Origin of the sequence: Klebsiella sp. CD33, from assembly GCF_051992865.1 — a bacterium.
Lineage (GTDB): Bacteria > Pseudomonadota > Gammaproteobacteria > Enterobacterales > Enterobacteriaceae > Klebsiella > Klebsiella pneumoniae.
The window spans coordinates 322,831-335,412 of record NZ_CP197023.1 but is presented as its reverse complement, the minus strand read 5'-3'; the positions used below and the strand labels follow the sequence as shown (position 1 = coordinate 335,412).

Annotated in this window: 14 protein-coding genes; 3 read left to right on the top strand and 11 right to left on the bottom strand. The window is 57.6% G+C overall.

Going from position 1 to position 12,582, the window contains the following annotated elements:
* Positions 1-92: 92 nt before the first annotated feature.
* Positions 93-788, bottom strand: a complete 696-nt coding sequence (locus ACR809_RS01550) for a pirin family protein (RefSeq protein WP_002920779.1) — start codon at positions 786-788, stop codon at positions 93-95.
* Between the two features lie 121 nt (positions 789-909).
* Positions 910-1,947 (bottom strand): oxidoreductase, encoded by a 1,038-nt coding sequence (locus tag ACR809_RS01545; RefSeq protein ID WP_004200666.1) that lies wholly within the window; start codon positions 1,945-1,947, stop codon positions 910-912.
* 264 nt (positions 1,948-2,211) lie between these two features.
* On the opposite strand from ACR809_RS01545, the gene ACR809_RS01540 reads away from it, so the two are divergent.
* Together ACR809_RS01540 and yhhY are read left to right on the top strand one after the other, a co-directional pair.
* Positions 2,212-2,865 carry a bactofilin family protein gene (locus tag ACR809_RS01540; protein WP_021312825.1) on the top strand — a complete coding sequence of 218 codons (654 nt, stop codon included), beginning with the start codon at positions 2,212-2,214 and terminating at the stop codon, positions 2,863-2,865.
* Between the two features lie 239 nt (positions 2,866-3,104).
* On the top strand, positions 3,105-3,581 hold the full coding sequence (yhhY, locus tag ACR809_RS01535) for an N-acetyltransferase (protein ID WP_072145336.1): 477 nt from the start codon (positions 3,105-3,107) through the stop codon (positions 3,579-3,581).
* Between the two features lie 89 nt (positions 3,582-3,670).
* Here yhhY and ggt read toward each other — a convergent pair whose 3' ends face one another.
* On the bottom strand, positions 3,671-5,416 hold the full coding sequence (gene ggt, locus ACR809_RS01530; RefSeq protein WP_108452593.1) for a gamma-glutamyltransferase: 1,746 nt from the start codon (positions 5,414-5,416) through the stop codon (positions 3,671-3,673).
* A 123-nt stretch (positions 5,417-5,539) separates the two neighbouring features.
* Here ggt and ACR809_RS01525 point away from each other — a divergent pair, with 123 nt between their 5' ends.
* Positions 5,540-5,860: a DUF2756 family protein gene (locus ACR809_RS01525; RefSeq protein WP_004185983.1), complete on the top strand. Its 321-nt coding sequence runs from the start codon at positions 5,540-5,542 to the stop codon at positions 5,858-5,860.
* A gap of 23 nt (positions 5,861-5,883) precedes the next feature.
* Here ACR809_RS01525 and ugpQ read toward each other — a convergent pair whose 3' ends face one another.
* The 8 genes from ugpQ to livF all read right to left on the bottom strand — a co-directional run bounded on the left by ugpQ (position 5,884) and on the right by livF (position 12,581).
* Positions 5,884-6,624 (bottom strand): glycerophosphodiester phosphodiesterase, encoded by a 741-nt coding sequence (ugpQ, locus tag ACR809_RS01520; protein ID WP_004185985.1) that lies wholly within the window; start codon positions 6,622-6,624, stop codon positions 5,884-5,886.
* The gene (locus ACR809_RS01515) at positions 6,621-7,691 is read right to left on the bottom strand and encodes a sn-glycerol-3-phosphate import ATP-binding protein UgpC (protein ID WP_004150074.1); all 1,071 of its coding nucleotides are present in this window, start codon (positions 7,689-7,691) and stop codon (positions 6,621-6,623) included. Before ACR809_RS01515 ends, ugpQ begins: the two co-directional genes overlap by 4 nt.
* Position 7,692: 1 nt before the next feature.
* Positions 7,693-8,538 (bottom strand): sn-glycerol-3-phosphate ABC transporter permease UgpE, encoded by an 846-nt coding sequence (gene ugpE, locus ACR809_RS01510; protein ID WP_004185988.1) that lies wholly within the window; start codon positions 8,536-8,538, stop codon positions 7,693-7,695.
* The gene (gene ugpA, locus ACR809_RS01505) at positions 8,535-9,422 is read right to left on the bottom strand and encodes a sn-glycerol-3-phosphate ABC transporter permease UgpA (protein WP_002920792.1); all 888 of its coding nucleotides are present in this window, start codon (positions 9,420-9,422) and stop codon (positions 8,535-8,537) included. Before ugpA ends, ugpE begins: the two co-directional genes overlap by 4 nt.
* Before the next feature lie 106 nt (positions 9,423-9,528).
* Positions 9,529-10,845 carry a sn-glycerol-3-phosphate ABC transporter substrate-binding protein UgpB gene (ugpB, locus tag ACR809_RS01500; RefSeq protein WP_002920796.1) on the bottom strand — a complete coding sequence of 439 codons (1,317 nt, stop codon included), beginning with the start codon at positions 10,843-10,845 and terminating at the stop codon, positions 9,529-9,531.
* Between the two features lie 272 nt (positions 10,846-11,117).
* Positions 11,118-11,486, bottom strand: coding sequence for a type II toxin-antitoxin system death-on-curing family toxin (locus ACR809_RS01495; protein WP_002920800.1), 369 nt, complete (start codon positions 11,484-11,486; stop codon positions 11,118-11,120).
* Complete coding sequence (locus ACR809_RS01490) at positions 11,483-11,704, bottom strand: type II toxin-antitoxin system Phd/YefM family antitoxin (RefSeq protein WP_004174006.1); 222 nt, start codon at positions 11,702-11,704, stop codon at positions 11,483-11,485. The genes ACR809_RS01495 and ACR809_RS01490 overlap by 4 nt, the downstream gene beginning before the upstream one ends.
* Positions 11,705-11,867: 163 nt before the next feature.
* Positions 11,868-12,581 (bottom strand): high-affinity branched-chain amino acid ABC transporter ATP-binding protein LivF, encoded by a 714-nt coding sequence (gene livF / locus ACR809_RS01485; RefSeq protein ID WP_004145133.1) that lies wholly within the window; start codon positions 12,579-12,581, stop codon positions 11,868-11,870.
* Between the last annotated feature and the right edge of the window lies 1 nt (position 12,582).

Genomic DNA, 12,582 nt, shown 5'->3' with positions numbered 1-12,582 from the left:
GAAACATTTTCTCAGTTTATCACGGACAAAGCGCAACCTTCCCTAACATGAGGGAAGGCTGCGCAATTTATTTAACCTGGCTCAGATAACTATCAAACCGGCGGCAGATCGAACAGCAGGATCTCGCTATCGCTGTCGGCATGAACCGAAATCGCCTGCTCGTCCCAGATGGCCAAACCGTCGCTGGTGGTGGCTTTGGTACCGTTGATGGTCACTTCGCCTTTGACCACCTGGATCCACACGCGGCGTTCCGCGGCAATCTGGTGAACCGACTGCTCATCTTTCAGCAGCGCCCAGCGATAGAGTTCCATATCCTGGTACACCTTCAGCGAGCCATCTCGCGCATCCGGCGACAGCACCAGCTGTTTGCCCTGGGCGGCGTCGAAGCGGCGCTGCTCGTAGCGCGGGGTAATGCCGGTTTCTTCCGGAATAATCCAGATCTGATACAGACGCAGACGATCGGTTTTGCTCGGGTTGTACTCAGAGTGGCGCACCCCGGTACCCGCGCTCATGATCTGGAACTCGCCCGCCGGCACCTGCTCTTTGTTGCCCATGCTGTCCTGGTGCTCCACCGCCCCTTCCAGCACATAGGTCAGGATCTCCATGTCTTTGTGCGGGTGGGTACCGAAGCCCTGACCGGCGTCGATGACGTCGTCGTTAATCACCCGCAGGGCGGAGAAGCCCATAAAGTTCGGGTCATAATAGTTGGCGAAAGAGAAAGTATGCCAGGAATCCAGCCAGCCATGGTTAGCGTGGCCACGTTCGTTCGCTTTGCGTAAATAGATCATGTTGCACCCCCGTATGTTGTCGATGGAGTCAGTGTGGACCCATTTCGCCGGCGATCATAGAGGGTGAAAATTGACTCCTCTGTTCAAAAAATATGAACAAGCGCAGAGGAGCCAATTTGACTTATCGGGTAAGGGTAATGGTGGCCGGTGAAGGCTGCTCAAAGCCGCGCTGCAGGATCTCCATATTGGTGAGAACGTCAGTTTCCTTGACGTAATTCGGCTGGCCGTTGACGAGGGTGTCGTACAGCGCGTCGTACACCCGGCCATAATCGCCGCTCTCCAGCGGCACCGCTTCGCGCACCATCTCCCCTGCCTCGTTGACATACACCAGCTCGCCAACGCTGTCGTCCGCGCCAAATCCCGGCTCGCCCGGCATGATATTGGCCTTCAGGCTGGTCTCCTGCTGGTCAATGCCGTACTTCACAAACGAACCTTTGTGCCCGTGAACGATAAATTTCGGGTAATCGATCTGCACCAGATGGCTGGTCTTAACGATGGCCTTCATATCGCCGTAGAACAGCTGGGCTTCAAAGGTGTCATCCGGGTTGGCTTTATTGCGCAGCGAGCGCAGATCGTAAGAGACATGGTCCGGGCGGCCGAACAGCGAAATGATCTGATCCAGGGTATGCACGCCAAGGCCATAGAACTCGCCGTTTTGCGGACCGCCGGGGTTGGTCTCCGCCAGTGGGCGGTAGTTATCAAAATGACTTTCGATCTCCACCAGTTCGCCGAGTTTCCCGCTCTCAATCACCTTTTTGGTGGTCAGGAAGCAGGAGTCGAAACGGCGGTTCTGATAGGGCGTCACCGTCAGACCTTTGCTGTTCGCCAGGGCAAACAGAGTTTTTGCTTCCTCCAGCGTCGGGGTGAACGGCTTTTCCACCAGCACGTTTTTCCCCGCCTCCAGCGCCTTTTTCGCATATTCAAAATGGCTGTCGGCGTGAGTGCAGACCACCACCAGCTTGACCAGTGGATCGTTTAATACTTCATCAAGGTCGCTGGTGAAATGAATATGGGAATACTGCGGCGCCTGCTCCTCGGGCTTCGCCCGGCGGCGGTAAATGTGCGCTACCTGCCAGCGGTCTTTGCGGTGCAAAACGTAAGGAAGGTGATAGCGGGTGGTGCTTTTACCAAAGCCAATAAATGCGCAGTGCAGAGTCATAACGCTGTCCTTAGTTAATGAGCTACCTTCAACCATAGCGCAAGCCGGTCCCTCACTTCATCCTCTCTGTTCGCTTGCAGTGAAGATTCGTTAGGAAAATAGTTCGAGTATCACTCATACGTAATTATTAATAACTTATTGATTAATAAGTGATTAAATCAGCAATTTTCGGCAAAAAACCTTGATCGCCATGGCAAAACTGCGGATAAGTGGAGAGCAAACCAGGAGGTTGCTGATGACTAACGGAGTAGCCAGCCGCTGCTGATGGACAAACAGTATCTCGCCATAAACGGCGCCCTTTTTTTCTGGCTTCTCGCGCTGATCGCCTGGTCTGTCGATGCAAGCGCGCTGGCGCGCCTGGCGGCCGCCTGCGCGCTTATCGCTTTCCTCCTCCATAGCCAACGGAACAAGATTAACGCGATGTTTATTAAGAAAAATAAAACGGAACCTCAGATATCAGAAGCAGCCACGCCTCCGGCAATTAACCCAGAACCCGAAGCGGTCGCCAGCAAAAAACACGAGACTACGGTCATCGCCAGCGGGGTGCATTTCGTCGGCAATATAGTCGCCAGCGGCCATGTCTATATCCACGGTCAGGTCACCGGCAACATTGAGGCCAAAGAGCATTTGATTAAGGTAATGCGTGAAGGCCAGGTGGAGGGCAACGTCAGCTGCCGGGAGCTAATAATTGACGGCAAGGTGCAGGGCCAGTGTCATGGCGACAGCATCACCATCGAGGAGCACGGCCATCTGGAGGGTACTCTCGCCTATCGCGCGCTGGCGATCAAGAAAGGCGGCGTTTTTAGCGGTCGCGCTGAAATGCTGGCCGCCGCGGAGAACAAAAGTCATATTCTCGGTCTGGTAGTAGACGCACCCTCCAAAACCGACGCGGAGCCCGTCAGGCCGCAGAGCGCCTGAGATAGCAGCAAAAAAAAAGCCAGCACCCGGCTGGCTAAAGTAATACTGGAAGCAATGTGAGCAATGTCGTGCTTTCAGGCTTTCCGCAAGGGTCTCCCTGAATGCAGGACAATAATAATCATTCTCATTCGCACTTGTCTACTTTTTTTTGCAAAAAACAACATTGACTCCCCGGCCGCCGTCAGAGATTGTGAAGGGGAATCAGTAACCAAAAAGAGGATAAGGGAATGAGTGACATAGTGATACGCCATGCCGAACCGCGCGATGCTGAACCTTTACGTATGCTGATGGCGCACCCGGAGGTCTATCATGACACGCTACAGATCCCCTATCCATCGATGGAAGCCTGGCAGGAGAAGCTACAGCCCAGACCCCATACCTTTCATCTGGTGGCGACACTGGACGAGCAGGTCGCCGGACATCTGTCTCTCCATGTTGAGCCGCGCCCTCGGCGCAGCCACGTCGCAACCTTTGGCATGGCGGTTGCCGCCGGCCATCAGGGTTGCGGCATCGGCAGCGCGCTGATGCGCGAGATGATCGACCTGTGCGACAACTGGCTGCGCGTCGAGCGTATTGAGCTGACGGTGTTCGCCGATAATGCCCCGGCGATTGCGGTGTATAAGAAGTACGGCTTTGAGATCGAAGGCACCGGCAGGCGTTACGCGCTGCGCAACGGTGAGTATGTGGATGCGTATTATATGGCGAGAATGAAGTAGCGTGTTGCCGGGTGGCGGCTTCGCCTTACCCGGCCTGCGTTCGCACAGTTGTAGGCCCGGTAAGCGCAACAGCGCCACCGGGCAACACATCAATACCCCGCCGTTAAATCATCCGGCGAACGCGGATCGGAGGCGCCATACAGCATGCCGTCCGGCCCCACCATGATGCTCTGGGTACTGCCCATCGCCTCTTTCAGCGCCACTTTCTGCCCCTTCGCCTCCAGCAGCTTGAGGGTATCCGGGCTAAAGCCTTTCTCCACCCGCAGCTCATCCGGCAGCCATTGATGGTGGAAACGCGGCGCGTTGGTGGCTTCCGCGACGTTCATCCCGAAATCGATGGTATTGACCACCATCTGCAGTACGGTGGTGATGATCCGACTGCCGCCCGGGCTGCCGGTTACCAGCCAGGTTTTGCCGTCTTTCACCACAATGGTCGGCGACATCGACGACAGCGGGCGTTTTTTCGGCTCCACCGCATTGGCGTCGCCGCCCACCAGACCATAGACGTTAGGCACGCCGGGCTTCGCCGAGAAATCATCCATCTGGTTATTGAGCAGAATGCCGGAATTACCGGCCACAATGCCGGTACCGAAGGTGGTATTCAGCGTATAGGTCACCGCCACCGCATTGCCGTCTTTATCGACCACCGAGAAGTGGGTGGTCTGGTTGCTTTCATAGGGCGCCAGCTTGCCCGGACGGATCTGACTGGAAGGCTTCGCCTTGTTGACATCAATCTCGGCGGCGATCGCTTTGGCGTAAGCCTTGCTGGTCAGCGCCTGCCACGGCACGTTGACGAAGTCAGGGTCGCCGAGATATTCAGAGCGGTCGGCGTAGGCGTGTTTCTCCGCCTCCGCCATCACCTGCATGGCGTCGGCGCTGCCAAAACCATATTTCTGCATATCGAAGTTTTCGAGGATATTGAGGATCTGCACGATATGGATCCCGCCGGAGGACGGCGGCGGCATAGAGTAAACCTCATACCCGCGATACTCGCCGCTAACCGGCGTACGCTCCACAGCCTTATAGCCGGCGAGATCGGCTTTGGTGATTAGCCCGCCGTGCTTTTTCATCTCGTCAGCGATCTGGTCGGCTATGGCCCCTTTATAGAAGGCGTCCGGGCCGTGCTCGGCAATCAGCTCCAGGCTCTTACCGAGGTTATTCTGCACCAGCCGATCGCCCTTCTTCAGCGGCTCGCCGTTCTTCCAGAAGATCGCTTTACTATTTTCATGCTGCGGGATCACTTCGCTGCCGTAGGTCTTCAGATCGTCCGCCAGCGCATCGTTAACGATAAACCCCTCTTCCGCCAGCTTAATCGCCGGACGGATCACTTTGTTCAACGGCATGGTGCCATACTTTTCCAGCGCGAGGGAGAAACCGGCGACGCTGCCTGGCGTGCCGGAGGCCAGATGCGAAGTCAGTGATTTTTTACTGTCCGGGTTGCCCTGGTCGTCAAGGAACATGTCGCGGGTGGCCTGCTCTGGCGCCATTTCGCGGAAATCGATCGCCGTGGTCTTGCCGTCTTTAGTCCGCAGCATCATAAAACCGCCGCCGCCAATATTCCCGGCCTGCGGATGGGTGACCGCCAGCGCGTAGCCTACCGCTACCGCCGCATCGACAGCGTTACCGCCCTGGCGCAGGATATCCACGCCGACGCGGGTCGCCAGCGCGTCCACCGAGGCCACCATCCCCTGCCGGGCGCGTACCGGGTGGAACACATCTTCCTCTACGCCATAAGAGACCGGCGGCGGCGGTGGCGGATTGGCGGCGACGGTAAAGCTGCCCCCCGCCAGCAACGCAGCGATGACCACCTGACGCCATATTGTTGTTTTTATCATTGTCTTACTCCTGAAAGGTAGGTTTCATTCCCCGCTTAAGCCTGGTTGATAACTCCTAAAAAATCATTGTTATGGCAGATTCGAGGTACACTTAAGTGATCCCACGCACGGGAGGAGAAAACCATGAAAGCGATTCTGTTTCTGGCGGCGCTGATGCCGCTTGGCGTATTAGCCCAGCCGATCAATATTAATAACAACCCTAACCAGCCGGGTTACGTGGTCCCCAGCCAGCAGCGCATGCAAAATGAGATGAAGGTGCAGCAACAGCAGCAGCAAAGCATGCTGAAGCAGGATCTGAACAATCAGACCCGCTCGCAGCAGCAGCATTTGCAAAACCAGCTGCAGACTAATCAGCAGCGCGCGGCCCAGGGCGGCAATCTGAATGCGCCGCAGCAGGTGCGGCCAAATAACAACGGTGGAATGCTGCGGCAGACTAATCCGTAAAGGTCGCCCGCCGCAAATCCGTCTTAAGGCTGGAAATTCGGCCCGATGACATCAATGGCATCGGTGCAGATGCAGTCTACGCCCCAGCACAGCAGTTCGGCGGCGCGCTGGGGTTTATTGACCGTGTACACCAGAATGTGCAGGCCGGCCTGTTTCAGGCTCGCCACCCGCGCCGCATCCAGCAGTTTGTGATTGAGGTGAATCGACACGCAGCCCAACCGGGTGGTCAATTCGCGCCAGTCATCGCGCCACTCATCCAGCAGCAGCCCGCGCGGCAGCTCGGGCGCGGCTTCCTGCGCCGCCTCCAGGGCGTCGATTTCAAAAGAGGAGAGCAGCGGCGCGGTCATGCCTTGCCATAGATCGCGCGCGGCCAGCGCCACCACTTTCCCGGTCTGCGGCCCCAGCCCGGTGGTCGGCTTAATTTCGATATTCGCCATCATGCCGTGACGACGGCAGCGCTCCGCCACCTGGGAGAGCAACGGCAGCGGCTCGCCCTTAAATTCACGGCTGAACCAGCTACCGGCATCGACCTTCAGCAGATCGTCCCACGCCAGCTCGCCCGCCACGCCCCAGCCATTGCTGGTGCGTTCGAGATTATCGTCATGCAGCAGAAAGATCTGCCCGTCCTTCGACAGCTTGGCGTCAAATTCAATCATCGTGTGCCCGTAGCGGGCGCCGACGTCGATAGCCGCCAGGGTGTTCTCCGGCGCCAGTTTACCGCCGCCGCGATGGGCGACGATGCGGGGATAAGGCCAGTTACTCATGCGCGTTGTCCTGTTTCACCATCAAAGAGGTGCAGATGTTCCAAAGGCAGATGCAGCCATAGCGTGCTGCCTGCCGCCGGGCGCTGCTGATGCGGCAGTCTGACCACCAGCTTCTGTTCGCCCCAGCGCCCGTGAGCGAGGTTATCGGCACCTAAAATTTCCAGGGTGTCCATCAGCAGCGGAATGCCGCCTTGCGCCTGCGAGCTTAAGATAAAATGCTCCGGACGGATACCGAGCGTCATTTTACGCCCAGCGTGGCGCCGGTGCTCATGATTCGTCGGCAGCTGCATGCCGCCCGCCAGCTCAAAGCGACCGCCGTCATCGCTGATGCGCCCTTCCAGCAGGTTCATGGCCGGGCTGCCGATAAAGCTCGCCACAAAGCGGCTGGCTGGCTTCTCATACACTTCCACCGGGGTGCCGATCTGCTCGGCAACGCCTTTGTTCATCACCATCACCCGCTGGGCGAGGGTCATCGCCTCCACCTGGTCATGGGTGACGTACAGCGAGGTGGTTTTCAGGCGGCGATGCAGCTGCTGCAGTTCCAGACGCATCTGCACGCGCAGCTTGGCGTCGAGGTTTGACAACGGTTCGTCGAAGAGGAATACCGCCGGGTCACGCACGATGGCGCGGCCCATCGCCACGCGCTGGCGCTGGCCGCCGGACAGTTCCCGCGGGCGGCGCTTGAGCAGACCATCCAGCTCAAGAATGCGCGCCGCCTCCTGCACCCGCTCGGCGATCAATCCCTTACCCATGCCGCGAATCTTCAGCCCCCACGCCATGTTCTCTTCCACGCTCATATGCGGATAAAGGGCATAGTTCTGGAACACCATCGCGATGCCGCGATCTTTCGGCTCCATCTCGGTCACCCGTTTACGATCGATCCAGATATCGCCGCTGGTCACCCGTTCAAGTCCCGCGACCATCCGCAGCAGCGTTGATTTCCCGCAGCCCGACGGGCCGACCATAACGATAAATTCCCCGTCCGCCACGTCCAGCGTCAGCGGTTGAATTACCTGGGTTTTGCCATCCCAGCTTTTGCTTACTGCCTGTAGTTTTAAACCAGCCATTTTATTTCTCACTATCGACCAGGCCGCGCACAAACGCGCGCTGCATGGCTAAAACGATGACGACCGGCGGGATCAGGGTCAGCAGCATCGCCGCCATCACCTGATTCCACTGGGTAGTACCTTCGCCGGTGGCGATCATGCCTTTAATACCGGCGACGGCGGTGCCAAGATTCACATCCTGAATAATCAGCAACGGCCACAGATACTGGTTCCAGCCGTAGATAAAGGTGATGACGAACAGCGCGGCGAGGTTGGTTTTCGACAGCGGCAGCACGATGTCGCGAAAGAAGCGCATCGGCGAAGCGCCATCGATACGCGCCGCTTCAATCAGCTCGTCCGGCAGGGTCATAAAGAACTGGCGGAACAGGAAGGTAGCGGTGGCCGAAGCCATCAACGGCAGCGTTAACCCGGCATAGCTGTCGAGCATGTTGAGGTTGGCGATCACCTCCACCGTCGGGAAAATACGCACCTCGACCGGCAGCATCAGGGTGATAAAGATCATCCAGAAGAACAGGTTACGCAGCGGAAAGCGGAACCAGACGATAGCGAACGCCGAAAGCATCGACACCACGATTTTGCCGACCGTAATGGCGAACGCCATGATGAAACTGTTGAGCATCATCAGCCAGAACGGCGCGCTGTTGACGCCGACGCCGTTCACCCAGATGGTCTTCATGTTCTCCAGCAGATGTCCGCCGGGAAGCAGCGTCATCGGCGTTTCAAATACCGATTTGTTATCCAGCGTCGCCGCCACGAAGGCGACGTACAGCGGGAATAAAATGACGGCGATACCCAGGATCAGCATGGTGTGGCTGAAAATCGTCAGCCCGCGACGGTTCTCAATCATTGGTAACGCACCTTACTTTCAACGTAACGGAACTGCACCACCGTCAGGATAATGACGAGGAACATCAGCACCACCGACTGCGCGGCGGAAGCGGATAGATCGAGCCCGGCGAAACCTTCGCGATAGATTTTGTAGATCAGAGTGGTGGTCGCCTGCACCGGGCCGCCGGCGGTGGCGGCATCGATCACCGGGAAGGTGTCGAAGAAGGCATAAACCAGGTTGACCACCAGCAGGAAGAAACTCACCGGCGCAATCAGCGGCAGCGCCAGCTTAAAGAAGCGACGAATCGGCCCGGCGCCGTCGATGGCGGCGGCCTCAACCAGCGAACGCGGAATCGACTGCAGCGCGGCGAAAAAGAACAGGAAGTTGTAGCTTATCTGCTTCCACACCGAGGCGAAGACCACCAGAAACATCGCCTGGCCGCTGTTCTGCGCATGGTTCCAGTCGTAGCCCAGCTCGCCGAGGAAATGGGTGATCAGCCCGCGCCCGGGGTTAAAGAGGAAGATCCACAGCACCGCCGCGACGGCGGGGGCCACGGCGTACGGCAGCAGCATCAGCGTTTGATAAAAGCGGCTGCCGCGCACCACATAGTCGACCAGCGCGGCGAAAAACAGTGAAATGAGCAGGCCGCTGACGGTCACCAGGGCGCTGAATTTTATGGTGGTCCAGAACGAGTCCAGGTAGTACGGATCGTGGAACAGCGCAACGAAGTTATCCAGGCCGACGAACTGGCTGGAAAGGCCAAAGGGATCGACGCTCTGCAGCGAGTACCACAGCGCTTCGCCTGCGGGCCAGATAAAGAAAATCAACGTGATAATCAGCTGCGGCGCGACCAGCACATAGGGCAGCCAGCGCGAGCGGAATACCGGACGGGATGATGACATTGAGATTGGGTTCCTGAACAATGCCGGGTGGCGGCTACGCCTTACCCGGCCTACATAGGGCACATCGTAGGCCCGGTAAGCGCAGCGCCACCGGGCAAGTTACAGATTACGATTTGGTCGCTTGCTCGAAGCGACGCAGCAGCTGGTTCCCGCGCTGCACGGCGGAATCCAGCGCCTGCTGCGGGGTTTTCTTGCCGGTCCACACGCTCTCCAGCTCTTCATCGACGATGGTGCGGATTTGCGGCATGTTGCCCAGGCGCAGACCTTTGGTGAACGGCAACGGCGGCTTGTTCAGCATCTGGCGGGTAGCGATATCGGCGCCCGGGTTCTTATCATAGAAGCCCTGCTGACGCGTCAGATCGTAGGCCGCGGTAGTGATCGGCAGGTAGCCGGTTTTCTGGTGCCACTCGGCGGCGTTTTCCGGTTTGGTCAGGAAGTCGAGGAACTTCGCCACGCCGGTGTAGGTCTCTTTGTCTTTGCCCTGCATCACCCACAGGCTGGCCCCGCCGATGATGGCGTTCTGCGGCGCGCCTTTCACGTCGGCATCGTAAGGCATCATGCCGACGCCGTAGTTAAATTTGGCGTACTGGCGGATATCGGCCAGCGAGCCGGACGAGGCAGTGGTAATGGCGCAGTCGCCGTTATAGAACTTTTCGGTAGACTCGTCTTTACGCCCGAAGTAGCTGAAATCGCCCTTCTTGTTCATCTCTTCGAGCAGCGCGATATGCTTCACCTGCTCCGGCTTGTTGAACTCAAGAACCGCGTCGGTACCGTCGAAGCCGTTATTCTTCGTGGCCACCGGCAGACCGTGCCAGGCGCTGAAGTTTTCAATCTGGATCCAGCCCTGCCAGCCGCTGGCGTAGCCGCACTTCATCCCGGCGGCTTTCAGCTTCGCGGTGTAGGCCGCCAGATCCTGCCAGGTCTTCGGCGGCTGATCCGGATCTAAGCCGGCTTTTTTGAAGGCGTCTTTGTTGTAGTAGAGCACCGGGGTAGAGCTGTTAAACGGCTGGGAGAGCAGATGGCCGGTTTTCGAATCGGTGTAATACCCGGCCACCGTCGGTACGAACTGCGATTCATCAAACTTGATGCCCGCCTCGCTAAACACCTGGTAGACCGGCTTAATGGCTTTTGACGCCATCATGGTGGCGGTGCCGACTTCATACACCTGCAGGATAGCCGGCGCGTTGCCGGTACGGAAGGCGGCGATACCGGCGCTCAGGCTCTGCTCGTAGTTGCCTTTGTATACCGGAACGATTTTGTAATCAGGATTGGCCGCGTTAAAGCGTTGCGCCAGAGAATCCACTTCTTTACCCAGCTCGCCTTCCATTGAGTGCCAGAATGGGATGGTGGTAACCGCCAGGGCCTGACCGGCAAAAGCCAGGCTCAGCGCCAGTCCTAAAGCTGTATGTCGTAACGATATCATCGGTTATCTCTCTTGTTGTGCCGGATGCGCGATTTCACGCGTTTTATGCTCGCGGGGTAACATGACATGTTCGAATTACAGAAAAATAACTTTTTTATTACAAAAAAAAGATAGTAACGGGTCAGAGAGATGACAAGCCGATGAAAGGACGGGGGAAGTAAAGTGGGAGCTGAGACACGGATAATATTCGTGCGGTCGGCTCCCGGGGTCGGCGCAAGCGCCTCGCCCGGGCTACAAACCGGCGAAGCCGCCGGGTTGCAACGAGTTAACCGTCATCCACGCAAACGCGCGACAATCTGTTCCAGGGTAAGTTGCCCTGCTGCTGCCTCGACGGTCATGCCGACGAAGTCTGGATTCGCTGGCAATATAATTCCATTTCGCTTTAAAAAAAGCAGGGTGATAAACAGTGCCGTACGCTTATTACCATCATTAAATATATGACCGCGAGAAATCGCCAGCAGATGCATCGCAGCGAGTCGCCACACGTCTGTCACACCTTCATATTCAATTTTGTTTAGCACCCTATACATTATCGCTTCGGCACGCCCCGGATCGGGCATACCGGCAACGCCAGGCGTGACGCGGAGCAGCCTGTCGTGAAACTGTATTATCTCTTCCGCTGAGATAATCTGCAGCGTCATTTATCCGCAAGCTCCCTGATCTCATCACCATGAACCGCCATGATAGCCGCGAACTCATCATCCATTCTGGCCGCCTGGTAGCGTTCAAACTCTTCTGCACTAATGATGACTGCAGATTTATGCCCACGACGGGTAATGGTCACAGGTACACCTGTCACTGCGCTTTCCAGCACATCGGCCAGATTTTGCCGGGCTTCGCTATAGTTAACCGTTCTCATAAAAACCTCCAAAGCTGTACTCTTTTATTGTACAATATACATGTACAAAAAAAGAGCCAACAGGCTCTTTTAAATGTATTCGTGCGATCGGCTCCCGGGGTCGGCGCAAGCGCCTCGCCCGGGCTACAAACCGGCGAAGTGAACGACGCCGGGTTGCGATGAATTAACCGCCGAGATAGGCGCTGCGCACCGCCTCGTTGGCCAACAGCGCGTCGCCGGTGTCCTCCAGCACCACGTGGCCGTTCTCCAGCACATAGCCGCGGTCGGCCAGCTTCAGCGCCTGGTTGGCGTTCTGCTCAACCAGGAAGATCGTCATTCCCTGCTCGCGCAGCTGCTCGATGGTGTCGAAAATCTGCTGAATGATAATCGGCGCCAGCCCCAGCGACGGTTCATCCAGCAGCAGCAGGCGCGGTTGGCTCATCAGGGCGCGACCGATCGCCAGCATCTGCTGCTCGCCGCCGGACATGGTGCCGGCGCGCTGAATACGGCGTTCATGCAGACGCGGGAACAGCTCATACACCCATTTGATGCGGGTCTGGAACTGATCGCGGTCGGCAAAAAAACCGCCCATCGCCAGGTTCTCTTCCACCGTCATACGCGAAAAGACGCGCCGCCCTTCCGGAACGATCGCCACCGCCTCGCGCATGATCTTCGCGGTTTGCCAGTCGGTAATATCCTTACCGTCAAAGACAATGCGCCCGCTGGAGGCGCGCGGGTCGCCGCACAGCGTGCCGAGGAGGGTGGTTTTCCCCGCGCCGTTGGCGCCGATAAGCGTGACGATCTCGCCCTGTTTGATATGCAGGCTGACGTTGTGCAGCGCCTGAATCTTGCCGTAGTGGGCGCTGACGTTGTCAAAAGTTAACATCGCGTTTTCCATC